The sequence below is a fragment of the Desulfobaculum xiamenense genome, assembly GCF_011927665.1.
In the GTDB taxonomy this organism is placed as follows: Bacteria; Desulfobacterota; Desulfovibrionia; order Desulfovibrionales; family Desulfovibrionaceae; genus Desulfobaculum; species Desulfobaculum xiamenense.
In genome coordinates this window covers 201034-226332 of the sequence record NZ_JAATJA010000002.1, presented here as the reverse complement: position 1 = coordinate 226332, position 25299 = coordinate 201034, and the positions used below count along the sequence as shown (strand labels likewise).

Sequence of the window (25299 nt, the reverse complement as noted above, 5' to 3'; positions counted from 1 at the left end):
GTGCGACACGCAGTCCGCCATCCGGCGGTCGTCATGAACATGGCAACTCCGGGAGTCTCCATGCCCCTGCGGATGACCATCCGCGGCAAACTCGCCGCAGCATTGGGCCTTCTCGCAGCGCTGACCATCGCAGCCTGCGTCATGGTCGTCCTCGAATTCCGCGAATTCGGTGACGCGGCCATCGCCCTGATGCGCACGGTCATCCCCGCCATGCACGAGGACATCCACCTTGCGGCGCAGGCCAGCATGATCGCGGAACGCGCACAGGCCATGGCCAGCGCACCTTCCGGCAGGGCCGTTGAATCCATCCACGACCACATGCGCGATATCGTGGAAACCCTGCACGATGCATCCCCACCCCAGACCGCGCGCGAAGAATCGTTGTCCCGAGCCATTGCCAGCGTCCCGCCATTGTTGCCCCTGCTGCGCGACGAGCGGCTGGCCATCCTCACCCTTGACGCAACCATCGGCGAAACCCTTGCGCGCGCCCGCCGCCTCGCGGACACGGCATCCAACACGGTCACGCTCCCCGCTGCCGACACATGGCGGGCCGTCGCCCTCCTGCACGAAGCCGCGCTGGCGACGGACCTCGAAACGGTCGAACGCCTCGCAACGCGGTTCCAGAGGCTGCACAACAGCCTCGAAGCCGCAGTCCCCGCGAGCACGCCCCCAAGCGACACGCAAAACGCCGCCCTGCACAGCCTGCTTCGCACCGGGATGCAACGGGAAAATCTCTTTCATCTCTGCACGCTACGCATTGAGCACCGCAGAAACACGGACAGGATACTCTCCCAACTCGGAGCGCTTGCCGAAACCATTTCCGTCAATGCGCTGGCGACAGCCCGGGCGGAACTGCACCGGACACAAGACACCGTGCTGCGCATGCACCCGCTTATCGACCTCGGCCCGGCCTTCGCCGCAGCCACCGCCGCCATCGGCATGCTCGCGGCCCTGCTGATCCAGCGCCTCATCGTCGTGCGCACCGTCACGGACCGTCTTCGCGCCCTGCACGAGGTGGTTGTCCACCCCACAAGAGTCCATGACGATCTCGGCCGCCTTGCCGACGGGCACGACGAAATCTCCACACTCGCCGCCGCGCTACGCACCGCGCAAAGCGCCGCACGCGAAGACGCCGCGCACAGGCAGGACGCCGAGGACTCCCTCCACACATGTCGCGAACGTCTGGACCATATCTCCCGCATGCTGGAGCTTGGCGTGATAATCGTGGACAATGCCACGGTCATCACGCAGGCGAACGAGGCGGTCGGGAAAATCCTCAACGTCCGGCCCGAGGTCCTCCTCGGTAAGGCGTTCACGGAATTCGTCCCGGAGCGCCTGCACACGGAGCTTCGCCGCAACGTCATTTTGCGCGAGTTGGGGCAGACCAGCCGCTACGAGATCGACCTCGCCCGCCCCGACGGCAGCGACGTGCGCTGCGCCATCAGCGCTGCCCCGCTCATGGACCAGAGCGGACGCAAGACGGGAACCATAGCCCTGCTCGACGACCTCACGGAAAAGCGCCGCATGCTTCGACAGCACCAACAGTGCGAACTGCATCGGCACGTTCTGTTCGACAACGCCCCCCACGGCATGCTGCACCTTGCCACGGACGGCCGCGTCATCGACTGCAACGCCCGCTTCGCCACGCTGACGGACATCGACCGCGCGGCATGCATCGGCATATCCCTAACGGACGATGGCCCGAACGAAGAGCTGCGCATCGCCGCCACGCGCGCCATACACGGCAGAAAGTCCGTCCACGAAGGCCCTTGCTCCTTCCTCCCCGGACAGACGCCGCGAGCGTTGCGCATCACCTTCACGCCGCTGCTTCCGGGAGCAAGCCCGACCGAGGCCTTCGCCGTGGCGGAGGACGTCTCCGAGTCGCGCAGGCTCGAACGCTCGCTGGCCGAAGCCTGCGAGGCCGCCGACATCGCCGCGCGCGCCAAGGCGCAATTCCTCGACAACATGAACCACGAAATCCGCACGCCGCTCAACGCGATCCTCGGCCTGACGCATCTCGCGACGCGTCAGGCCCCGAACCCACGCATCCGTTCGTATCTGGATCAGATAGGTGCCGCAGGACAAAGTCTGCTTGGCCTCGTCAACCGACTGCTCGACATCTCCGACATCGAGGCTGGCCGCCTCGCCATGGACAATCAGCCCTTCAATCTCGAAGACGTCATGGACGCCGTGAACGCCTTCGCGGCCCCAATGGCCCGCGACAAGTCCCTCGAACTGCTCGTGCGCATCGCCCCGGACACACCAACCACCCTCGTCGGGGACGCGGCGCGGCTGGAAATGGTGCTGACCAGTCTCGCCGACAACGCCATCAAGTTCACCCCGCAGGGGCACGTCGTCATCGCCGTCGGTCCCGAATCCGCACAGGACGAGCGTGTCACCCTGCACTTCAGTGTCTCGGATACGGGCATCGGCTTCCCGCCCGAGCTGGCGCACGGCCCATTCGCGCCCTTTTCGCCCGGCGACGCCTCCAGCACGCGCCGACACGGCGGAAGCGGCATCGGATTGGCGCTGTCCAACCGCCTCGTGGAACTCATGGGCGGCGAGCTTCGCATCGAAGCCAGCGAGACGGGCACCGTGGTGAGCTTCTGCGCCACCTTCGAAAGACACCACCGGACACTTCGCAGGCCAGACCGAATTCCACGCTCCCTCGTCGGACTCCGGGCGCTCGTAGTCGATGACAACCCCGCATCCCGCGAAATCCTGCGCGAGCTTGTCGAGTCCCTCGGCATGCGGGCCACCGAAGCGACAGACGGCACGGACGCCCTGAACCTCCTGCGCTCCGCCCCACCGGATTCGCCCTTCGCCCTCACCCTCATGGACTGGGGCATGCCGGGCATGAGCGGACTGGATGCCGCACGAGAGCTTCTCGGGCCGGACTGGCCGCGCCCGCGTCCTCGCATCATCATGGTCACCGCCCACGCGCGGGAGAAGATCCGCGCCGCCGCCAAGGGCATTGGAATCGACGCGATCCTCATCAAACCCGTCAGTGCACACGCCCTCATCCGCACCATCACCATCCTGTTCACGGACGACGCGAATACTGCGGCAGGCACGCAAACCGCCCCTCCCGACGGGGGGAACCGAAACACGGAGAATACGCCATGAACTTGAAATCGGCGCTCGTCCTCGCAGCACTCGCCATGCTGCTGTCCTGCCCGCTCCCAGGACGGGCCGAAGGATCGAGAATCTTCCTCGTCTCGCACGCTGGAGCCGGGGATCCGTTCTGGAAGATCGAATTTCGCGGCGCCATGGACGCCGCGAAAATGTGCGCAGCGCAACTGACCATCCTCGCGCCGGACATTCCAAACGACATCGTCCGCCAGACGGAACTGCTGGAACAGGCCATCGCCGCCGCCCCGGACGGCATAGCCACCACCATTTCGCACCCCACGGCGCTCACGTCGAAGCTGCGCCTCGCTCGCGAACGCGGCATTCCCGTGGTCGCCTTCAACGCCCTGCCCCACGACGTAGACAGACTCCGCACGCCATTTCTGGCCTATATCGGCATGAACGACCACAGCGCGGGAGAAGCGGCCGCACGCCGCGCGCTGGCTTCAGGCCGCCTGCGCACACGGGTGGCCGTCGCCGTGCAGCAGCCGGGACTGACGGGCCTGACCTCCCGCCTGAACGGCCTGCGTAACATCTTCGAAGAACAGGGAATCATTGTCGATGCGCTGGATGTGACGTCCGACCCGGACGTGGCGCGACAGGTCGTCACGGACCATCTCCGCCTCCGCCCGGACACATCCGGGCTCATCTGCCTCGGGCCGATCGGCACGCACGCGCTGGCACCGCTGGTCAAGAAACGCGGCTCCGCCCTGTACTTCGCCAGCTTCGACATCACGCCGCTCACGGTCCAGCTCATCCGCGAGGGCACCATGGACTTCACCGTGGACCAGCAGCCCTACATGCAGGGCTTCATGTCCGTGATGCTCCTCGATCTCGCCGCGCGCTACGCGCTCACGCCTGCGGACATCGACACCGGCGTGGGCATCGTGGACGCGGAGAACGTCGAAACCGTGCGTGCACTCGCACGCGAAAACGTCCGCTAGGCCAAAGGCATGACCATGGTCCGCCTGCGCAAATCACTACGGATGAAGCTCCTCGTGCTCATCCTGCTCCCGGCCACCTTCGTGGCCATGTTCGGGAGCGTCACCTCGTCGCTCATCCTCATCAGAGAATCGAGGCAGGCGGGCAATACCGCGCTGGAGGCTGGCCTTGGCGGTCTGCGCGAGAATCTGGCCAGAGCGTTCTTCGACTTCAAGGACAGCCTCCTCCACGAATCGCGCAACCGCGCCATCCTCTTCCGGGCCAGATCCGCCTTCGAACTGTCCGATGACGACGCGGACCTCCGACCGGACCTGTACTTGAGCGTCATCCGGGAATTGCAGATCGTAGCCCGCAACAAGGGATACGATCAGGTCGCCCTCTACGGCCTTTCAGGCCTCGTCGCATACGCCACGCCCGGTAGCTTGCGCATCGTGACGCGAAGCGCGGACGGCGAAATCGTCCACCACGCCCCGAGCAGCCCCTCGGCCATCATCCGTTTCGCAAGCCCGATGTGGAAGAATGTGGTCCCGGCCCAGAACCTGCCGCAGACCCTGTCGCTCCCCCTCGGGCCATTGGTCGAATGGCAGGTCGGGGAACGAGGGCTGGCCCTTCAGGGCGTCGCCCCACTACGCACCCGGATTCTCGACCCGGACACACTGCAGGAACGCGACGAGGTGGTGGGAGCCATCCTCTTTCGAAAGACGCTCGACGACTCGTGGCTGCGCGGGGTGCACAGCACGCAGAGCGTGGAGCTGGCCGTCTTCGATGCCTCGGGCGCGCGCGTGGCCGCAAGCGCATCAGCCCTCCCCACACGCCTCGCTCCCCCGGCGGACGACGGAACCTTTTCCGCCACGGCGGACAACACATCCTTCCTCGTCCTGGCACACCTCTTCGAGCGCAAAACGAACCCCATCGGCACCATTGCGGCCTTCATCTCGCGAGACGCGCTCATGGGACACGCCCGCGCCATCATCCTCTTCCAGCTCGCCGGTCTTGGGCTCGGCTTTCTGCTGGCCGTCGGCATCTCCATCGCCGCAGGGCGCAGCTTCATCCGCCCCGTGACACGAATCAGCCGCCAGATGTCCGAGATCGCCGACACGCAGGATTTCACGCGCACCATCGATGTCACCTCTGAGGATGAACTCGGGCAGTTGGCCACGTCGTTCAACGACATGGTCGACCGCCTCAACGGCGCGTACCGCGCCCTCGTGCGCTCGCAGGAAGAACTGGAGGAACGCGTCCGCGAGCGCACCGACGACCTGCGCGACATCAACGCCGCGCTGGAGCGCGAAATCGCCGAGCACCGCAACACGGAGGAAGCCCTGCGCATCGCCAAGGCGGCCGCCGAGGAGGCCGTTCGGGTCAAAAGCGAATTCCTCGCCAATGTGAGCCACGAAATACGCACGCCCCTCAACGCCATCATCGGCATGGGCCACTTGATCCGCCGCACGCAGCTCACCGATCGCCAGCGCGACTATCTGGAAAAAATCGACACGGCATCCCATTCCCTGCTCGACATCATCACCAGCATCCTCGACTTCTCGCGCCTCGAAGGCGGCATCATGTCCGTGGACGCCGTGCCCTTCGACCTGAACGACCTGCTGCGCCATCTCGGCGAAGCGCTGGCCCGCAAGGCACAGGACAAGCCCATCGACGTGCTCTTCGATACGCCACCGGACCTGCCGTCGTCCCTCGTGGGCGACGCCATGAAACTGCGGCAGGTGCTCGACAGCATCACGGACAACGCCATCCGCTTCACGCAGCAGGGCGAGGTGGTCGTCTCCATCCGCACGCTACGTTCGGACGAATCGTCCGTGCTCATGGAATTCTCTGTGCGCGACACCGGCATCGGCATGTCGCAGGAAAAGGCCGCCCGCCTTTTCGCCCCCTTCACGCAGGGTGACCAGACCCCCACGCGCAGGCACGGCGGGGTGGGCATCGGCCTTGCCCTGTCGCGGCGGCTCGTCGAACTCTGCGGCGGAGAAATGCGCGTGGACACCGCGCCAGAGCGCGGCACCACCGTCACCTTCACCATTCCCCTCCTGCCGGGCGCGACGACAGTACGCCCGGAACGACTGCCCGACACGAACTGCCCACACAGGGCGCTCATCGTCGATGATAGCCCGACGGCGCGCCTCATCCTCGCGAATCTGCTCGAAGACATGGGGCTCGAAACGCAGCAGGCCGAAACGGCGACCGAGGCCCTCGCAAGCCTACGCAAGGCAGACGGCGGGCCAACCCCCTTCGACATCGTCATCCTCGACTGGCTGATGCCCGGCATGGACGGTATCGACGCCGCCCGGGCCATCCTCGACGACACGACACTCGACAATCCGCCACATGTCGTCCTCGCCACGGCCTTCCCCCGCGAAGCCCTCGCCCAGCGCGCCCCGGACCTCGCGCTAGACGCGGTACTGATCAAGCCCATCACCCCGACGGCCCTGCGCGATGCCATTTCGGAGCTGTGCGCCCACGCGCAGCCCCGGCCCCCGTCTGGCGCACAGGACGCGCTACGGGCTCCGGCCTCGACGCATGGAGAGCATCCGCAGGCCCCCGTGGTCAGCGTCGAAACGCTGGCTCTCCCGGACGTGCTGCCCGGCGTGGACATCGCCCTCGGCATTCGCCGCACGGCTGGAAATCGCGAAGCCTACCGCGCCCTGCTCGCGCGGCTCGTCTCCGAACACGCCACGACGATGAACCGCCTACGCGACGCCATCCGCATGGGCACCATGGGCGAGGCGCGCCGACTCGCCACCTCCCTTGCGGTGCTCGCGGAAAACGCGGCAGCCTTTGCACTCCACACCGCCGCGACCGACCTGACGCAGGCCCTGCGCGACGGACGCGATCCTAAGCCGCTCCTCGAACGGCTGGAGGAGTGCGTAAAGCCGCTGGGCGCAGCCCTCACCGCCGACGGACAACGCCTGCAAAAAACCGCCAGACACAACGCAGGGGACGACAGCCCCGACGCGCTGCGTCTGGCCATGATCGAGGAGCTTCTTCCGCTGCTTGCGCAGCGCAAACCCACACGCTGTCGCCCCCTGCTCGAACGCGTGGAAGCCGAGGACTGGGGCGCGGAGATGGCCCCCCTCGCCGAGCGCCTCGTCTTTGCCGCACGCAGCTTCCGATACGACGAAGCCATCCGCGCGGCCCACGAGCTATCGCAACGCCTATTGCCAGCCGAAGAACCACCGCAACCTTGACACGTTGCGGCGCGTCATGCTCTTGTCATCTGTTGGGTCGCATCCGCTTGCGGACGGCGACACCTGTTCCCGCGGGTCCCCACTGGGGGGATAATTGGGAAGTCCGGTGAAAGACCGGCGCTGGCCCGCAACCGTAAGGGGGGACGAAAGCCGCAATGGCCACTGTCTACGGCGCACCGCGAAGGCGGACGCTACGATGGGAAGGCGCGGCGAGTAGGACGATCCCCAAGCCGGGAGACCAGCCCGCGGGAGTGTGTAGTTCACGGCTTCGAGGCTGAGCCATGGCACAAGGGATGACGGGTACGCCATGCCCGGAGTTGAGCGTCCCCTGCCGAAAATATCACACCCCTCGAAGCCTCCTCTTCGCCTGCATGAAGAAGGAGGTCTTTTCATGCGCTTCGTTCCCGCCGCACTGCTTGCGGCCTGCCTGTTCCTTCAGCTCCCGGCCTTCGCGGCCAACGCGGCCGAACCCGAGGCCGCCAAGGCTCCGGTCTTCGAGATGGACGAGTACGTCGTCACCGGCACCTCTTCCGCTACGCAGATCCGCGACATCGCGAAAAACGTCACCGTCATCACCCGCGAGGACATCGAGAAGTCCTCGGCGCAGAACCTCGTCGATCTCCTCGGTCGCGAGCAGGGCCTCACCGCCCGCCACAACTTCGGCACGGACTCCTGGGCCGCCATCGACATGCGCGGACAGGGCGACGGCGCACCCACCAACGTCCTCGTGCTCGTGGATGGCCATCGCCTGAACACCACGGACCTGCGCTCGCCCGACCTGACCACCGTCGCCCTCAGCCAGATCGAACGCATCGAGATCGTGCGCGGACCGGGCAGCGTGCGCTACGGCAACAACGCCATCGGCGGCGTCATCAACATCATCACCAAGAAGGGACGCGGCGTGCCCTCCGGTGGCAGCCTGCGCGCGCAGTACGGCTCCTACGCCACCAGCGATCTGAGCGCGAACCTGCACGGCTCCAAGGACGCCCTGAGCCTCGCCGCCAGCGCCGCGTGGCACGAGTCCGACGGCTACCGCGACAACAACGAGCTCGACCGCAAGGACCTCTCCGTGGCCCTCGGCTTCGATCCCTCCGACAATGTCTCCCTCGGCCTGACCCTTCTGGCCCACGAGGACGAATACGGCATGCCCGGCGGCGTTGCCGCCGCCAACGCCGATGACCGCGACCTGCGCACCGGCGCAAGCTCCCTCACCGACCATGGCGAAACCCGCGACCAGCGCGTGATGGGCAACGCAGACTTCGACTTCGGCTCCGCAGGCACGCTGGCCACCACCCTCGGTCTGCGCCACCGCGAGAATCCCTACGTCTGGTATAGCGCCTCCAAGATCGAGGAAGACACAGTGGACTTCTCCGCCGCGCACACCCTGCCCTTCGACCTCCTCGGCCGCGAGCATTCCGTGACCGCCGGCGTGGACGGCTTTAGCACGGGCTACGAGCGCACCAGCGGCTCCTCCACGGCCATCGACGCCGACGTCACCAGCCTCGGCGGCTTCATGCAGGGCACCTTCGCCCTCACCGAGGACCTCTCCTTCCAGATCGGCGGACGCTACAACTCCTTCCGCACCGAAGGCACCTTCAAGGGCAATGACGTCGAGCGCATGTGGAACAAGACCGTGTACGACCTCGGTCTGGTCTACTCCCTTGGCGAGATGGGTAGCGTGTACGCCACCCACGCCACGGGCTACCGCACGCCCTGTGTGGACGAGCTGGGCAAGGCCGTCTCCGGCCTCAAGCCCCAGAGCACGAAGAACTACGAGATCGGCACCCATCTGAAGCCGCTGGACAACCTGTCCTTCTCCGCCGCCGTCTTCCGCGTGGAGAACGAGGACGAAATCTACTATGACGGAACCGCGATGGGCGGCGCAGGAGCCAACGCCAACTACGACGACAAGACCATTCGCGACGGCGTGGAACTGGGCGTGAAGTACCTCCCTGTGGAGCCGCTGACCCTGTGGGCCAACTACACGTGGATGAAGGCCACCTTCGACGACACGGACGAAACCGTGCCCCTCGTGCCCGAAAACACGGTCAGCGCCGGTCTCGACTGGCAGATCATCAAGCCGCTGACCTTCTCGCTGTCCGGCACCTGGGTCTCCGACCAGTACCGCGGCAGCGACACCGGCAACGAATACGACAGGCTCAACGCCTACACCGTGGTGGACACCAAGCTCACCTATCGCTACAGCGAAAGGCTGACGCTCTTCTGCGGCGTGAACAACCTCTTCGACGAACTGTACTCCACCCTTGCCTATGCCAGCTCGTGGAGCGTCGACGACTACCCCATGCCGGAGCGCAACTTCTTCGGCGGAATGGAGTGGACCTTCTAGGTCCGCCAAACGCGAAACACGGCGGGCCCCCGGCAACGGGGGTCCGCATTACGAACATGGACACGCCCCACTACGCACTGGAACACACCGCACGCCTCGTGCACATCAGCCTCCCCACCCCGCGCGAGGTGCTCTCGTGCGCCGTGCTTGGCGGCGGGCTGACGCGGGCCTCGCATCTCCTGAACCTGCGCGTGGAGCACACGCCGGACGCCCCGTCCGCGCCCTTTGTCCCGCCCGAGCACACGCTGGCCGACGTCTGCCGCGCGCACGGCTGGGCAGGCACCACGGTGGGCATGATGACCGCCGCGTCCATGAACTCCTTGCGCATGGTCACCCTGCGCGAAGGTGATGTGGACGTCGCGGCACTCGTCACCTCCGGGCTGTCCAACGCCCGCCGCGCCGGAGACCGCGCCGACTGGCGCGCCTTTGCCGACGCGCCCTGCGCTCCGGGCACCATCAACATCATCATCCTGACCAACGCCCGCCTCTCGCCCGCCTGCATGGCCGAGGCCCTGTGCGTGGTCAGCGAAGCCAAGGCCGCCGCGTTGCAGGAGCTGGACGTGCGAAGCCGCGTGTCCGGCGGCGTGGCCACCGGCACCGGCACCGACGCCACGGCCGTGGTCTGCGGTCCCGGCCCGGTGGACGTGCGCTACTGCGGCAAGCATGTGCTCTTCGGCGAAATGCTCGCCCGCGCCACGGCGCAGGCCCTGTCCCAATCCCTCGAATGGTACCGGGAGCACAGCCAATGCGCCGCCACGGTCTAGCCGCCCTCGTCCTCACGCTGGCGCTGTGCGCGTGCGCCGCGCTGGCGCAGGCCGCCGAGCTTCGCCGCGTGACGGACCAGACCGGGCGCGTTCTCGACATCCCCGCGCATCCCGTGCGCGTGGTGGCGCTGGCCCCGAGCGTCACGGAAATCGCCTTTGCCGTGGGTGGCGGACCGCAACTCGTCGGGCGCACCCAGTTCAGCGACCACCCCGCACAGGCCGCGCCCCTGCCCGTGGTCGGCACCTATGTCTGCCTCGACGTGGAACGCATCGTGACGCTCTGGCCGGACCTGTGCCTCGCCGTGCGCGACGGCACGCCCCGCGACACGGTGGATGCCCTCGAACGCTTCGGCATCCCAGTCTTCGCCGTGGAAAACGGCACACTGGACAAGGTGGTGGACTCCGTCCTCGCCATCGGCGACGCCCTCGGGCGCACCAAAGAGGCCCGCACCGTGGCCGACAACATGCGCCGACGCATCGACGCCGTGCGGGAAACGGCCGCCCACGCGACCACGCGCCCCGGCGTGCTCTATCAGATCAACGCCGAACCCATCATCGCACCGGGATACGGCACATTTCTCGACGAAATCATTCGGCTGGCCGGGGGACGCAATCTCACGGCCGCCACCGGGGGCTATCCCCGCTTCACCATGGAGCAGGCCATCGCCCTCGCTCCCGAAGTGATCATCGTCCCGTCCATGGACCGCGCCAGCACCTTCGCGCGGGCCGCCGCCGCATGGCGCGAGTGGCCCCACGTCCCGGCCGTGCGCGATGGGCGCATCCACCACGTGAATTCCGACCTCTTCGACCGCCCCTCCCCCCGCCTCGTGCAGGGGCTGGAACACATGGCGCGCCTGCTGCACCCCGAACTCTTCCCCGGAGACCAGTGATGCGCGGCGCAGGCACCCTGTCCCGCATTGCGGGGGCCATCCTCGCCTCGTCCGCGCTTCTGGCCGCGGCCTGCGCCCTCGGCCTGTGCGCCGGGTCCAGCGGCTTCGACCCGCAGGCGCTGGCCGCCCTGTTCACCGGCGCGGAGGCGGACCCGGTGACCTCGGCCATCATCCTCAAGCTGCGCCTGCCGCGCGTTCTCATGGCCATGGCCGCCGGAGCGACGCTGGCCACGGGCGGGCTGGTCATGCAGGCGCTGTTGCGCAATCCGCTGGCCGAACCGTACATCCTCGGCGTATCCGGCGGTGCCGCCGTGGGCGCCATCGCCGCACTCATCCTCGCCCTATCGCACACGGCCTCCATGTTCGCGGCCTTTGCCGGGGGCGTACTCACCCTGCTCCTCGTGCTCTGCGTGGCGCGGGGACGCGGGCTTGCCGGGTCCGATTCGCTCCTGCTCTCGGGCGTGATGATCAACGCCTTCTGCTCCGCCCTCATTTTGTTCTTCGTGTCCATGGTGCCAGACGACCGCGCCTCGGGCGTGCTGCACTGGCTCATGGGAACGGTGCCCGCCGCCGGGGCGGACAGGCTGGCCCTCACCGCCAGCGCCGTGCTGCCGGGCCTCGCCGTGATCTTCCTGCTCTCGCACCGCATGAATCTGCTCACCATGGGCACGGACACCGCGCGCTCCCTCGGCGTGGGCGTCAAGCGGGTGAGCGCTGCGCTGCTCCTCATCACCACGCTCATGGTCTCCGCCGTGGTCTGCCAGACCGGACTCCTCGGCTTCGTGGGCCTCGTGGTGCCGCACATTCTGCGCCTCGTGCTCGGGCCGGACCACCGCGTGCTCGTGCCCGCCTGCGCCCTGTGCGGCGCGGCGTTCATGGTCATCTGCGACACGCTGGCCCGCACCCTGCCCGCACAGGGCGAAATGCCCGTCGGCGTGCTCACGGCAATGATCGGCGCACCGCTGTTCATCCTGCTGCTGCGGAGAAGCCGCCAATGACGGCCATCCGCGCCCGCGACCTGCGCTTCGCCTACAACGGCACCCCCGTCCTCGACGGCGTGAGCCTCGACGTGCCCGGTGGTAGCCTGTTCACGATCATCGGCCCCAACGGCTCGGGCAAGAGCACGCTGCTGCGCCTTTTGGCCGGGTTGCTGCGCCCCGGCGCGGGGCGGGTGCTCCTCGGCGAGCGCGACATGGCGCGCATGACGCGCTCGGCGCGCGCCCGCGCCATCGCCATGGTCCCGCAGACCATCCCCGACAGCTTTCCCTTCACCGTGGAGCAGACCGTGCTCATGGCCCGCAGCGCCCGTGGGGGCCTCCTCGGCATCGAGACCGCCGCAGACCGCGAGGCCGCGCGCCTCGCCATGCGCTACACCGGCATCGAAAATCTCGCGTCCCGCACACTCGACCGCCTGAGCGGCGGCGAGCGTCAGCGTGCCTTCATCGCCCGCGCCGTGTGTCAGGAAACGCCGATCATGATCCTCGACGAACCCACCGCCGCGCTGGACTACGCGCACCAGACGCAGGTCATGGACCTGCTGTCCCGCCTCGCGCGGGAGCGGGGCACCACGGTGGTTCTCGTCTCCCACGATCTGAACCTCGCCTCCCTCTACGCGGACACGCTCGTGCTCCTCGCCTCGGGCCGGGTGGTCCGCAGCGGCGCACCCGAGGACGTCCTGCGCCCCGAAGTCCTCGAACCCGCCTACGGCTGCCGCCTACTCATCGACACCGCCCCGGACACGGGACGCCCGCGCATCATCCCCCTGCCCGGCCAACGCGGCTAGGCCTCCCGCCGCTCGCCCCCTGCACCGCCCGGCCCGACACGCCGAAATCCCCCGCGTCACGGGCCGCAACGCGAACCCCGCCTTTTCTTTGGACGATTCTTCCGGAAATGGTATGGTTGCCCAGACCCCACACCGTCGCACGCCCAGCGGACGCGCCCCGACAGGCCCCCGACAGGCCCCTGACAAGCCCCTGACACGCGCCCGCACCGCCAGCCCGGAGGAGCCCGCATGACCATCCACATCGTCGGCCTCGGCCAGAATCCCGAGAACATCCCGGACAACTCGCGCACCCTCATCGACATGGCACAGGTGCTGTGCGCGACACAGGACGACCTCGCCTGCTTCGACGACCACCCCGCCGAAAAGATTCCCCTCGACGCGCCCATCGACGAGGTCTGCGCCCAGCTCTCGGCACGCCAGTCCGACGGGCTGGAGGTGGTGGTGCTCACCGGCGGCGACCCGCTGTTCTTCGGCATCGCCGAGGCTCTGGTGGATCGCCTCGGCGCGGACGAGACCCGCGTGCATCCCGGCGTAACCATCGTCCAGACCGCCGCCGCACGCCTGCGGATTCCGTGGCAGGACGTGCGCACCGTCAGCCTGGGCGGGCAGGACGACAACCAGCCCCTGTTCTCCGCCCTGCTCCAGTCGCGCTGGGTGGCCGTGTACACCGACGCCCGCAACATCCCCTCGGCCATCGCCCAAAGCATCCTCGACAAGAGCGGCGACACCCACCGCATGTGGGTCCTCGAAGACCTCGAAGACGACCGCGAGCGCATCGACCGCTACACCCTCGGCGAGGCCCGCAAGAAGAGCTTCTCCCCGCGCAGCATCGTCATGCTGGAACGCGTGGCCCAGCCCGAGGTGCCCCTCGGCCTCGGCACGCCGGACGACCTCTTCATGCGCGAGACGGGCCTCATCACCAAGGGCCCTGCGCGGGCCGTGGCCATCGCCGCCCTGCGCCTGCGCCCGGAATCCGTGCTGTGGGACCTCGGCGCGGGCTGCGGAGCCCTCGGCATCGAGGCCTCCAGCGTCGCCTACAACGGCCGCGTGTTCTGTGTGGAAAAAAACGCCAACCGCGTAGCCATGATCCGCGAAAACATCCGTCGCACCGGGGCCTACCTCGCGGAGATCGTCCACGGCACCATGCCCGGCTGCCTTCCGGACCTGCCCGACCCGGACCGCGTGTTCATCGGCGGCGGCCTCACGCAGGACGCGGACACGCTACTCGGAGTGGTCTGCGCGCGCCTGCGCCCCGGTGGCCGCCTCGTGGCGCACGCCGTGCTGCTCGACACCCTCACCCGCGCCCGGCAGATTCTCGACGAATGCGACTGGCCCTACTCCGTCACCCTCATTCAGGCCGGAGAATCCGCCCCGCTGGCCGGGGACCTGCGCATCGCCGCGCACAACCCCGTATTCGCCCTCATTGCCGACAAGCCTGACGCCTAGCCCACGGGGCATTTGTGTCCCCGCGCCTTTCGCGCTACAACCCCGGCCATGACCGCAACGCTCAAGGACCTGCAACGCATACCCGGCGTGGGGCCAAGCCTCGCCCGCGACCTCGCCGACCTCGGCTATCGCGGCGTGGACGAGCTATCCGGCCACGATCCGCAGCGGATGTACGAGCGGCTCATGGAGCTGCGCGGCCAGCACATCGACCGCTGCGTCCTCTACGTCTTCCGCCTCGCCGTATACTTCGCCGAGGGCGGACGCGAACCCGACCGCCTCAAGTGGTGGAACTGGAAGGACTCCAAGACATCATGACATTCCGAGAACTCGCGGACCGGGTGCTCTCCGGCATCCCGCTGTCCGATGACGACGTAGCCACCGTTGCGCACGCAACAGGAACGGACGTGGACGACCTCTGCGCGCAGGCGCTGCGGGTCAAGGAGCACGTCTTCGCCAACCGCGTCAGCCTGTGCTCCATCATCAACGCCAAGAGCGGACGCTGCTCCGAGGACTGCCGCTTCTGCGCCCAGTCCTCGCACCACGCCACGCAGAGCCCCCACTATCCCTTCGTCGGCGCAAAGCGCATCCTCGAAGCCGCGCAGGCCATGAAGGCCGCCGGGGCCAGCCGCTTCAGCGTGGTCACCAGCGGCAAAGGGCTCTCCGACGCGGACTTCGACGAACTGCTCGACACCGTGCGCGGCATCCGCGCCCTCGGCCTCGCTGCGGACGCCAGCGTGGGCATTCTTGCGCCGGAACGGTTCGCCGCATTGAAACGCGCCGGGCTTTCGGGCTATCATCATAATCTGGAGACGGCCCGCAGCTTCTTCCCCGCCATCTGCACCACCCACGACTACGACGAGGACGTGCAGACCGTGCGCGACGCCATGGCCGCAGGGCTCTACGTTTGCTCCGGCGGACTGTTCGGCATGGGCGAAAGCTGGGCGCAACGCGCCGAACTGGCCAGAACGCTTGCCGAACTGGGCGTGCCCTCGGTGCCGGTGAACTTCCTGCATCCCATCCCCGGCACCCCGCTGGCCACGCGCCCCGTGCTCTCCCCGGAGGAAGCCGCCAAGATCGTCGCGCTCCTGCGGCTCATGCTCCCGGACCGTCACATCCGCATCTGCGGTGGGCGGCCCACCGTCTTCGGCGAGGACCGCATGCGCGTGCTACGCTGCGGCGCAAGCGGACTCATGATCGGCGACTACCTCACCGTGAAGGGCAACGCCGTCGCCGCCGACCTCGCCGACCTACAGGCCATGGGCCTCGAAGCGGAGAACCGATGAACGCACCAGACGAGTTCGGAACCCTCGAATCCCTCCACAAGCTGGTGTGGACCGCCATGCTCGCGGCCACCATCTCCATCGGCGCGTACCTACACTTCCCCATCGGGCCTGTGCCCTTCTCCATGCAGCCCTTTTTCGTCTTCCTCGCGGGCTACATCCTCGGCCCGGTGCACGGCGCGTTCTGCGTCGCCCTCTACATCGGCGCGGGGGCCATCGGCCTGCCCGTCTTCGCCGGCGGCAACGCCGGCTTCGCCTACCTCCTCGGCCCCACCGGCGGCTACCTCGCCGGTTTCGCCGCAGCCGCCACCCTGTGTGGCATGACCACCCGAAACGGCGACACGCCGCAATGGCTCCCCGGCCTCGCCTGGGGAGCGCTCGCCCTCGCCGCCACCTACGGCATCGGCGCATGGCGACTCGCCGCCGCCCTCGACATGCCGTGGGCCAAGGCCATCGCCATCGGCGTCGCCCCCTTCATCCTCCCCGACGCAGTCAAGATCGTCGCCGCGCTGGCCTGCGCACGCTTCATGCGCCAGCGTGGACTCCTACGTCTGTAAACCGACACATTGAGCACGCCGCGAGAGGCAAAGAGATGCCTCCGGCGGCCGGGGCGCGGCCCCGGACCCCGCTCAAGGGAATAATTCCCTTGAGAATCCTTATATATTGGAATTATTGGATAAAAGCCGCAACGTGAGCCAACAGTGACCACGCCCATCGCCTCATCGGGGTTCAAAGGGGCCAGCGGCCCCTTGGCCAGCGGAGCTATCGGCTTGCACCCGTCAGCGAACGATACGCCCAGCCACTGCGGCGGGGGCTAATCCTCGAAGAACAGGTCGAGTCGGCCGTCGGTGAGACGAAGATTGGCGTTGAAGCGCTTGCCCTCGCGGGAGACGAAGCGTCCGCGCTTGAAGGTGCGGCCCTTGTCGAGGAGGTCGCGCATCTGGTTGGGGAGGATTTCGCCGCCGAACATGCGGCGCTTGATGCCGAAGGAGCATTCTCCGGCGAGCGTCCCCTCGCATTCGTAGACGTCCGGCTGTTCAAGGACCTTGCGCCCGCACAGGGGGCACACGCCCATGACCTCGCCAGCGTGGCGAGGAGCCTCGCGCGGGGTGTCCTCGATGGGGAAGCCGTCGGCGTCGTAGCGCACGGGAGCGGGTGTCGGCGCGGCAGGCGGCGCGGGGGATGGTGGTGTCGCAGGGTTCGGCGCCGATGCGACGGGAGCGCCCATCCGCGGCGGAGCCACGGGGAAGCCGTCACGGTCGAAGGCGCGATGATTGCGAATGGCGTGCACGTTGCGCCACACGCTCTCGCGCACGGCCTGCATGAATTCGCCATAGCTGAATGAGCCGCGCTCAATATCGCCGAGCTTCTTCTCCCAGTCGCCGGTGAGTTCGGCGGAGGTGACGTCGGGCAGATGGGCGGAAATAAGATCCACGGCGTGGCAGCCGGTGTCCGTGGCCACGAGCTTCTTGCCGTCCTTCTCCACGTATTTGCGGGAAAGCAGGGTCTCGATGATCTGGGCGCGGGTGGCCGGAGTACCGAGACCGCGCTCCTTCATGGCCTCGCGCAACTCCTCGTCGTCCACCAGCTTGCCTGCGGTTTCCATGGCCGCAAGGAGCGAGGCGTCGGTGTAGTGCGCCGGGGGCTTGGTCTGATGCTTGCGGGATTCGAGTTCCGTGACCGTGACGCGGGAGCCCTTGCGCAGGCGGGGCAGCGGATTGTCGGCGGCTGTACGCCACGGCTCGGCGGCGAGCCAGCCCCGATCGCTAAAGACCTTTCCGGTGGCCTTGAAGCGTTCCTCCTCCACCACAACCCACACGGTGCTGGCGGCGAACTTCACGGGCGGCAGGAAGGCGGCGATGAACCGGCGGCAGACCATCTCGTATACGCGCCATTCGTTTTCGGAAAGGGCGTTGCGATCGGCCTTGCGCGCCGTGGGAATGATGGCGTGGTGATCGGAGACCTTCTTATCGTTGACGCAGGCGAAGCGCTTGGCTCCGGCGTCGCCTGCCTCGGTGATGCGCGTGGCGGCGTCGGCGGCAATGTCCGGGAACAGATGGTAGACCGCGCGCAGATGCGACAGACACTCCGCGAAGAGGTCCGTGGTCAGGTAGCGCGAATCGGTACGCGGGTAGGTCAGGAGTTTCTTCTGCTCGTAGAGGGCCTGCGCGATGGTCAGCGTGTCCTTGGCCGACAGCCCGTAGCGCGAGTTGGCCTCGCGCTGGAGGGTGGTCAGGTCGAAGGGCAGTGGCGCGGCCTGCTGGCGCTGCTGGCTCTTGGTGCTGTCCACCACGCCCTCGCGGCCGCGACACTTGTCAGCGATGGCCGAGGCCTCGGCCTCGACGTCCACGCGGGTTTCGCGAAATTCTGGCGGCCGATGCCATGTGGCGGAGAAGGACTCGCCCTCGCGCTCCATGGTGGCCTCAACGGTCCAGTAGTCCTGCACCGTGAAGTTTTCGATCTCGCGGCGGCGATCCACCAAAAGGCGCAGAACCGGAGTCTGCACACGGCCCACGGTGATGAGCTGGCGGTCCTTGAGCGTGAACAGGCGGGAATAGTTCATGCCGATGAGCCAATCCGCCTCGGCGCGGGCAAAGGCGGCCAGCCCGAGGTTGCGCTTCTTCTCGCCGGGGACGGTGCCCTCCAGCGCTCGGCGCAGGCCCTGCTCGGTCATGTCGTTGGCCCACAGGCGGCGGATGGGCTTGGAGCATCCGGCCATCAGGTAGATGCGCCGAAAGATAAGCTCGCCTTCGCGCCCGGCGTCGGTGGCGTTTATGACCTCCTCGACGTCGTCGGCGTTCATGAGGGAACGGACCACCGCGAACTGCCGCGCCGAACTTTCAAGGACGGCCAGCTTGAATTTGCGGGGAATCATCGGGAGCTGGTTCATGCTCCAGCGTCCGGCCCACGCCGGGTCCTGTTCCTCGGGTTCGGCGATGTTCACCAAATGCCCCACGGCCCAGGTGACCACGTGCCGGGCGTCGGCGAGATAGCCGTCGCCCCGCCGGGAGTTCACGCCGAGAACCTTGGCGATTTCGCGCGCCACCGAGGGCTTTTCCGCTACGATGAGTGTCCGTGCCACGTTATGGGATGCCTCCGCTCTTTGTCCGCCGAACATGGCGGCATGTGCATCCCCATACCTTCGAACAGGCCAAAGGGAAAGGGCTGGCGCACACTTCGACGCAGCCGCACACGGGTTCGGCCCGCAACCGACCGTCAATGCGGAAAAAGTGCAGGCCGAAAAGTCCCACCATCCGCACATTCCCATCCCATGGCTCGACATGCCCCGCCAAGTGCCATAATCTGTGACAATGGCTATCCCCCCTGCGTTTTCGGACCATGGCAGGCGGGACGCCGCCGCGAACACACGAACCGGGGGGGGAGGCACCATGCCGTTCGCACAGGCTTTGGCTTCGGGATTCATGGTTGGGATCGGGGTCATCGGTCTTCTGGCCGCAACACAGGCGCTCTTCTTACCGCTTGGGCTTCTCGGGGCCATGCGCGAGGACGGCGCGAGTCCGGCGCAAGCCGCCACGCGGGCTCTGGCCGACGCCAGACGCAGACTTGGCACCATGGCCCTCTTCTGGCCAAGTGTCCTCGTATTCTGCGTGTTCCTCGAACTGACCCTCGCCTACGAGGGGCAGGGCGTCCTGCCGTACATTCTTTCGATATGCTGCGTCTTCGGCTCGGTGGGGGCGGTGTTCCTGACATTTCACGTGGCGGGGCGGCGTAATGACGCACCCGTGTCAGATGGAAATGCCACAGCCAGCGAAGCGAAGCGCGACTGAAAAGCCCCGCGCCCCGTGCGAAACAGCGCGCGTCCGCGCGGTTGGGATAGGGCTGGGGAATGCGCCTGTCGGCCCTCCGATAATGTTTCCATGTTTCGTGACGTGTGATAGGGGAAGCTGTCCCGAGGGGGGAAAAGGAGAACGAACAGACGATGTCCAAGGCGTGGATCAGGGCCAAGCGGCCGGATTTCGTGCGCGACGTGGTGCGCGACTTCTGCCAGGTGCACCGCGAACTGGAGCGGGAATTTCGGCATTTCGACAAGACCGGTCATGTCGATTTCACCGTGATCAGGAATCTGCTGGGGCAGGAAACCAACAAGGGCCTGCTGTGGCGGCTCAAGGACACGGCGCATCTGCTGTTCAAGAAGAACGCCTCGGAAAACGGGCTTCTGGGCCAATTCCTCGACTGGAGCATGGGCTACATCTTCCATGACACCATGAAGCTCAAGGAAGACGCCTACCAGCAGCAGAACTACGCCCCATGGTTCCGCGAGCTGCAACGCCGCCAACTGCCGGAGAACGCCCGCCACGTCTCGCAGGAGCTGATGCGCGTGCTGGATCAGACCAACGAGAGCATCCAGCGCGAGGTCAACCGCATTCGCTTCATCCTCTTCAACTGCCGCAGCCTGCTGGTGGAGTATCTGCCCCGCCACCGCGACAACGAACTGCTGGCCCGCTTCTTCCTCGCCAGCGAGGAACTGGTGCGCGAGGTCTTCGGCAGCGGCTACCCACGCCTCGTCAAGGCCATCTATGACGACGAGCCGGAACTCATGTACCTGCTGGCCGCACGCAGCCTGCGCACCGGCGGCTGGCGCGAGGACGCCCTGCGCGCCCTTGCCGAGGCAGAACGCATGAATCCCCACCACAACCTGCTTGGCGAGGAACGCGAGCGCATCACGGCCAAGCGTTCCTAGACTCCGAAACCCGCCGTGCGCAAGCCTTGGCGCACGTTCCACGACGATGCACGCTCCCGGCGCTCTTGCAGTCGTCCGGCATTCTGTTATCTTTTTTCGTACCCTGGGGCGGGATCATCCTGCCTTGGCCCATATATCCCCACACCAAGGAGCTTTTCAGAATGCCGTTCCTCCACTTCAACCGGCCCACGAACATGGCTCTGCAAAACCCGGACAAGCCCGAGCTTTTCAGGGACAATTTCCCCTACACCAAGATCGGCCGCGTGAACTTCGACGACCACTTTCTCATTCCGCGTCCTGCGGAACCGATGTTCATCACCGACACCACCTTCCGCGACGGCCAGCAGGCCAGACCGCCCTACACCGTCGCCCAGATCGCAACCATCTTCGACTTCCTGCACAAGCTCGGCGGGCACTCCGGCCTCATCCGCCAAAGCGAGTTCTTCCTGTACTCCAAGAAGGACCGTAAGGCCGTGGAAGCCTGCATGGCCAAGGACTACAAGTTCCCCGAGGTCACGGGCTGGATCCGCGCCAACGCAGACGACCTGAGGCTGGTGAAGGAAATGGGCCTTCACGAGACGGGCATGCTGACCTCCGTGTCGGACTACCACATCTATATGAAGCTCGGGAAAGACCGCCAGCAGGCCATGAACGACTATCTGGCCATCGTGGAGAAGGCGCTGGAATGGGGCATCGTGCCGCGCTGCCACTTCGAGGACGTCACCCGCGCAGACATCATGGGCTTCTGCGTGCCCTTTGCCGCAAGGCTGATGGAACTGGCCAGCGAAAGCGGCCTGCCCGTGAAGATTCGCCTGTGCGACACCCTCGGCTTCGGCGTGCCCTACCCCGGCGCGGCGCTGCCGCGCTCCGTGGCGCGCATCGTGCGGGCCTTCACGGACCACGCGGGCGTGCCTAGCCAGTGGCTGGAGTGGCACGGTCACAACGACTTCCACAAGGTGCTCGTCAACGCCGCCACGGCGTGGCTCTACGGCTGCTCCGGGGCCAACGGCACCCTGCTCGGCTTCGGCGAGCGCACGGGCAACGCCCCGCTGGAGGCGCTGGTCATCGAATACATCTCGCTCACCGGCGAGGACGACGCCGCCGTCACCGAGACCATCTCCGAAATAGGCGACTACTTCGCCCGCGAGCTGGACTACCACATCCCGGAAAACTATCCCTTCGTGGGGCGCGACTTCAACGCCACCAGTGCGGGCATCCACGTGGACGGCCTCATCAAGAACGAGGAAATCTACAACATCTTCGACACCACCAAGATCCTGCGCCGCCCCGTGCCCATCATCATCACGGACAAGACGGGCAAGGCGGGCGTGGCCTACTGGATCAATCAGCATCTCGACCTCTCGGGCGAGGACCGCATCGACAAGCGCCACCCCACCGTGGCGGCCATCGCCGAACACATCGCCCGCGCCTACGAGGGCGGACGCACCACGCACTTCTCCAACAAGGAAATGAAGGCGCTGGTGAAGCGCTACCTGCCCGAGCTGTTCCCCTCGGAATTCGACCACCTCAAGCGCATCGCCCACAAGCTGGCCGCGCGCATCATCGAGAAGCTCTCCACCCAGTGCGAGATCCGCAGCATGGACGCGGACAACGTGGAGCGCTGCATGGACGGATTCCTCACCGAGTACCCGTTCATCCAGTACATGTACCTCATCGACACCACGGGCCATCTCACCGCCAGCGCCGTCTGCCACGACGAGGACCGGCCCAAATACAAGACCTACGACTACACCACCGACTTCTCGGGCCGTGAATGGTTCACCGTGCCCATGCGCACCGGCAAGCTGCACGTGACGGACTTCTACAAGTCCCACTTCACGGGCAAGCTGTGCCTCACCGTGTCCACCCCGGTGGACGACGAGGATCTGGAAATCCAGGGCATCCTCGGCGCGGACATCCGCTTCGAGGAACTGCTGAGACGCCACGAGGCGCTGGCAATGGAGGATGACGACCACGAGGACGGCGTTTAGGAATCCATTCCACAAGCTCCTGCTGTTCATCGCCCTGCTCCTGTGCCTGAGTTCGGTGGGCTTCTACCTCATCGAACTCAGGCCGCAGGGCCGCGACGACTTTCTGAGCGCCGTATGGTGGGCGGTGGTCACGCTGACCACCGTCGGCTACGGCGACCTCGTGCCCGCCACAACCGAGGGACGGATTCTGGGCCTTCTGGTCATGATCTCTGGAATCGGCATGGTCTCCACGCTCACGGGCAACCTCGCCTCGCTCATCGTGGAGCGCCATGCCAAACGCCGCAAGGGGCTGCTCAAGGTGAACCTCTCCGGACACGTCATCATCGTCGGCTGGAACTCCTACGCGCCCAACCTCGTCCGCACGCTCAAGGAAACAGGCGTGCTGCGTGGGTCCGAACTCACCCTCGTCAACAACCTCCCCGCCGAAGAACGCGAGGCGCTGGCCTTTCAGCTCGAAATGGAAAACCGCCTGCACTTCGTCTACGGCGACCCCACCCACGAAAACGTCATCCACCGCGCAAGCCCCACGCAGGCCCGCGTGGTCTACATCCTGAGTCAGGCGGGCATGCCCCCGCAGGACGCGGACCAACAGAACCTCTACGCCGCGCTCATCGTGCGCGGGCTGGCCCCCAAGGCGAAAATCTACGCCGAGGTCATGCTCGCGGAGAACTACACCCACCTCCTGCGCGCAGGTGTGGACGAAATCGTAGCGCGCGGCGAGATGACCTCCCTCATCCTCGGACTGATGGGCGCGACGCCCTCGGTGTGGCCCTTCCTCCAGCGGCTGGTGGGCGTGCAGGGGCCGGGTTGTCTCGACTACCGGGCACTCTCGGCGGACGAACGTCGCATGAACTGGGGCGAGCTCGTCGCGACCCGGCAGACTGGCGCCGGGGAACTGCCCCTTGCCCTGTGCAAGGAATCCAGGGACCTAAACCTCAAGGACATGCTCGACGAAGGCTCCGCGCTGGACCAGTTCATCCTCGAACTGTTCACCGCCACGGGGCAGCAGACCTCCCTCGGCCAGAGCGGTCCGGACATCCTCGTCAATCCAGAACAGGCCCAGCCGCTGGCGGACTACGACGGCATTCTGTTCCTCAAGCCCGCGGCGAGCGGGGGCTGAAAGCGAGGCCACGCATGGACAAATTCCAGTGGACGAACGTCGCCCTGTTCGCGGACTTCCCGCCCGAGGAGCTCGAACGCGTCAAGCCCATCTTCTCCACCTTCAGCGTGGACAAGGGCGAGAAGCTCATCGCCGAAGGCGACACCGGTGACGAAATGTACATTCTTGTAAAAGGACGCGTACGCATCACCAAGTCCATGCTCATCAAGGGCATGAGCGTCCCGCTGGAGGAGCTCAAGGACCCGCGCAAGGTGCTGGCCACCCTCGACGGCGCACTGTGCCCGCTATTCGGGGAAATGGCGCTCATCGACCGCGACACCCGCTCCGCCACGGTGGAGACCCTCGAACCCTGCGAATTCCTGCGCACGGACCGCGCCCGGTTCTTCGACCTGCTGGAGCGCGAACCGATCATCGGCGTGCGCCTGCTCACCGCGCTGTCGAAGCGTCTGGCGGCCACGGTGCGCAAAAACAACTCGGAACTCATCAAGCTGACCACGGCCCTCGCCCTTGCGCTCAGCCGCGCGTAAGGCGCATCACCTCCCGCCAACTCCATCTTCTTTCCCTTGAATACCGGTCGGTTGCATGCCGGCTGTCCCACAAGACACCCATCCGTTTCATTCCCGTCTTGGCAGCGACGACGGGAAGCGTGTAGAGTGATTCCATGGAACCGTCATACATCGCCCTGCATCGAAGTGGTGAACTGGTCCGCCGCGCCGAGGCCGCCGTGGCCGCGCTGGAGCGTTGCGTCCTGTGCCCGCGCAGCTGCGGCGTGAACCGCATCGAAGACACGCGCGGTTACTGCCGCACGGGGCGGCTGGCAGGCGTCGCCAGCCACGACCTGCACTTCGGCGAGGAATCGCCCATAAGCGGCTCGCGCGGGTCGGGCACCATATTCTTCACCCACTGCAACCTCTCGTGCGCGTTCTGCCAGAACCGGGAGGTGAGCCACATCCACGAATTCCCGGAGGCGGAGGGGCATCCGGTCACAGCGCGAGAGCTAGCCGGGATGATGCTGTCGCTTGCCCGGCGCGGCGCGCACAACATCAACCTCGTCTCGCCCTCGCATGTGGTGCCGCAAATTCTCGAAGCGCTGGTCATCGCCTGCGAGGAGGGCCTCAACCTGCCGCTGGTCTACAACTCCGGCGGCTACGACGCGCAGGAAACCCTGCGCCTGCTGGACGGCGTGGTGGACATCTACATGCCCGACGCCAAATTCTGGAGCAGCGACGCGGCCAAGGCCTACGCCGACGCACAGGACTATCCCCAGCGCGCCCGCGAGGCCATCGCCGAAATGCACCGGCAGGTGGACGACCTCGTGGTCAACGACGACGGCATCGCCGAACGGGGACTTCTGGTGCGTCATCTGGTGCTGCCGGAAGGCCTTGCGGGCACGAAGGACTGGATGGTCTTCCTCGCGCGGCTCTCGCTCAACACCTACGTCAACGTCATGGCCCAGTACCGCACCTGCGGCCCGGCGGCGAAGCGCCGCGAACTGGCGCGCTCGCCGACGGGCGCGGAAATAGCGCAGGCCAAGCGCATGGCCCGCGAGGCTGGCCTCTCCCGCCTCGACCAACGCGAGGCGGAGTTGGCGAAGTTTCTCATCGACGGGTTGCTTGGTGGTGCGTAATTTTGTCAGATTAACATTTTGAGTATTTTTTTCGTTATTGAAAGCCCTTTTGTTTACACAAATGTCAGAATAAAAAAT

At 66.5% G+C, this 25299-nt stretch carries 19 protein-coding genes and 1 riboswitch; of the genes, 18 read left to right on the top strand and 1 reads right to left on the bottom strand.

Annotation, left to right across the window (positions count from 1 at the left end):
• The first annotated feature begins 33 nt into the window (after positions 1 to 33).
• From GGQ74_RS08880 to GGQ74_RS08825, 12 genes are all read left to right on the top strand, one after another.
• Positions 34 to 3126, top strand: a complete 3093-nt coding sequence (locus tag GGQ74_RS08880; protein ID WP_167941216.1) for an ATP-binding protein — start codon at positions 34 to 36, stop codon at positions 3124 to 3126.
• Positions 3123 to 4073: a substrate-binding domain-containing protein gene (locus GGQ74_RS08875; protein WP_167941215.1), complete on the top strand. Its 951-nt coding sequence runs from the start codon at positions 3123 to 3125 to the stop codon at positions 4071 to 4073. Before GGQ74_RS08880 ends, GGQ74_RS08875 begins: the two co-directional genes overlap by 4 nt.
• Before the next feature lie 9 nt (positions 4074 to 4082).
• Positions 4083 to 7271 (top strand): ATP-binding protein, encoded by a 3189-nt coding sequence (locus GGQ74_RS08870; RefSeq protein WP_167941214.1) that lies wholly within the window; start codon positions 4083 to 4085, stop codon positions 7269 to 7271.
• Between the two features lie 56 nt (positions 7272 to 7327).
• Positions 7328 to 7532, top strand: a riboswitch (cobalamin riboswitch).
• 130 nt (positions 7533 to 7662) lie between these two features.
• Positions 7663 to 9618 carry a TonB-dependent receptor gene (locus GGQ74_RS08865; protein WP_167941213.1) on the top strand — a complete coding sequence of 652 codons (1956 nt, stop codon included), beginning with the start codon at positions 7663 to 7665 and terminating at the stop codon, positions 9616 to 9618.
• Positions 9619 to 9674: 56 nt separating this feature from the next.
• On the top strand, positions 9675 to 10382 hold the full coding sequence (locus GGQ74_RS08860) for an adenosylcobinamide amidohydrolase (protein WP_167941212.1): 708 nt from the start codon (positions 9675 to 9677) through the stop codon (positions 10380 to 10382).
• On the top strand, positions 10364 to 11272 hold the full coding sequence (locus GGQ74_RS08855; RefSeq protein WP_167941211.1) for an ABC transporter substrate-binding protein: 909 nt from the start codon (positions 10364 to 10366) through the stop codon (positions 11270 to 11272). The genes GGQ74_RS08860 and GGQ74_RS08855 overlap by 19 nt, the downstream gene beginning before the upstream one ends.
• Positions 11272 to 12270, top strand: coding sequence for a FecCD family ABC transporter permease (locus GGQ74_RS08850; protein WP_167941210.1), 999 nt, complete (start codon positions 11272 to 11274; stop codon positions 12268 to 12270). The genes GGQ74_RS08855 and GGQ74_RS08850 overlap by 1 nt, the downstream gene beginning before the upstream one ends.
• Positions 12267 to 13055: an ABC transporter ATP-binding protein gene (locus tag GGQ74_RS08845; protein ID WP_167941209.1), complete on the top strand. Its 789-nt coding sequence runs from the start codon at positions 12267 to 12269 to the stop codon at positions 13053 to 13055. The genes GGQ74_RS08850 and GGQ74_RS08845 overlap by 4 nt, the downstream gene beginning before the upstream one ends.
• Before the next feature lie 228 nt (positions 13056 to 13283).
• A complete protein-coding gene (gene cbiE, locus GGQ74_RS08840; protein WP_167941208.1) occupies positions 13284 to 14501 on the top strand; it encodes a precorrin-6y C5,15-methyltransferase (decarboxylating) subunit CbiE in 1218 nt (405 codons plus the stop codon).
• Positions 14502 to 14549: 48 nt separating this feature from the next.
• Positions 14550 to 14816: a helix-hairpin-helix domain-containing protein gene (locus GGQ74_RS08835; RefSeq protein WP_167941207.1), complete on the top strand. Its 267-nt coding sequence runs from the start codon at positions 14550 to 14552 to the stop codon at positions 14814 to 14816.
• Positions 14813 to 15784 carry a biotin synthase BioB gene (gene bioB, locus GGQ74_RS08830; RefSeq protein WP_167941206.1) on the top strand — a complete coding sequence of 324 codons (972 nt, stop codon included), beginning with the start codon at positions 14813 to 14815 and terminating at the stop codon, positions 15782 to 15784. The genes GGQ74_RS08835 and bioB overlap by 4 nt, the downstream gene beginning before the upstream one ends.
• Positions 15781 to 16338, top strand: coding sequence for a biotin transporter BioY (locus GGQ74_RS08825; protein WP_167941205.1), 558 nt, complete (start codon positions 15781 to 15783; stop codon positions 16336 to 16338). The genes bioB and GGQ74_RS08825 overlap by 4 nt, the downstream gene beginning before the upstream one ends.
• 257 nt (positions 16339 to 16595) lie before the next feature.
• On the opposite strand, the gene GGQ74_RS08820 is transcribed toward GGQ74_RS08825, so the two are convergent.
• Positions 16596 to 18863: a DNA topoisomerase 3 gene (locus GGQ74_RS08820; RefSeq protein WP_167941204.1), complete on the bottom strand. Its 2268-nt coding sequence runs from the start codon at positions 18861 to 18863 to the stop codon at positions 16596 to 16598.
• A 307-nt stretch (positions 18864 to 19170) separates the two neighbouring features.
• Between GGQ74_RS08820 and GGQ74_RS08815 the strand changes: the two genes are divergently transcribed.
• The 6 genes from GGQ74_RS08815 (at position 19171) to GGQ74_RS08790 (ending at position 25221) form a co-directional block, all read left to right on the top strand.
• Positions 19171 to 19569, top strand: a complete 399-nt coding sequence (locus tag GGQ74_RS08815; RefSeq protein ID WP_167941203.1) for a hypothetical protein — start codon at positions 19171 to 19173, stop codon at positions 19567 to 19569.
• A 152-nt stretch (positions 19570 to 19721) separates the two neighbouring features.
• The gene (locus tag GGQ74_RS08810; protein WP_167941202.1) at positions 19722 to 20483 is read left to right on the top strand and encodes a hypothetical protein; all 762 of its coding nucleotides are present in this window, start codon (positions 19722 to 19724) and stop codon (positions 20481 to 20483) included.
• A gap of 161 nt (positions 20484 to 20644) precedes the next feature.
• Positions 20645 to 22474 (top strand): triose-phosphate isomerase, encoded by a 1830-nt coding sequence (locus GGQ74_RS08805; protein WP_167941201.1) that lies wholly within the window; start codon positions 20645 to 20647, stop codon positions 22472 to 22474.
• Positions 22449 to 23594, top strand: a complete 1146-nt coding sequence (locus tag GGQ74_RS08800; protein WP_167941200.1) for a potassium channel family protein — start codon at positions 22449 to 22451, stop codon at positions 23592 to 23594. Before GGQ74_RS08805 ends, GGQ74_RS08800 begins: the two co-directional genes overlap by 26 nt.
• 14 nt (positions 23595 to 23608) lie before the next feature.
• Complete coding sequence (locus GGQ74_RS08795) at positions 23609 to 24121, top strand: cyclic nucleotide-binding domain-containing protein (protein ID WP_167941199.1); 513 nt, start codon at positions 23609 to 23611, stop codon at positions 24119 to 24121.
• Positions 24122 to 24255: 134 nt separating this feature from the next.
• A complete protein-coding gene (locus GGQ74_RS08790; RefSeq protein ID WP_167941198.1) occupies positions 24256 to 25221 on the top strand; it encodes a radical SAM protein in 966 nt (321 codons plus the stop codon).
• The last annotated feature ends 78 nt before the right edge of the window (positions 25222 to 25299 follow it).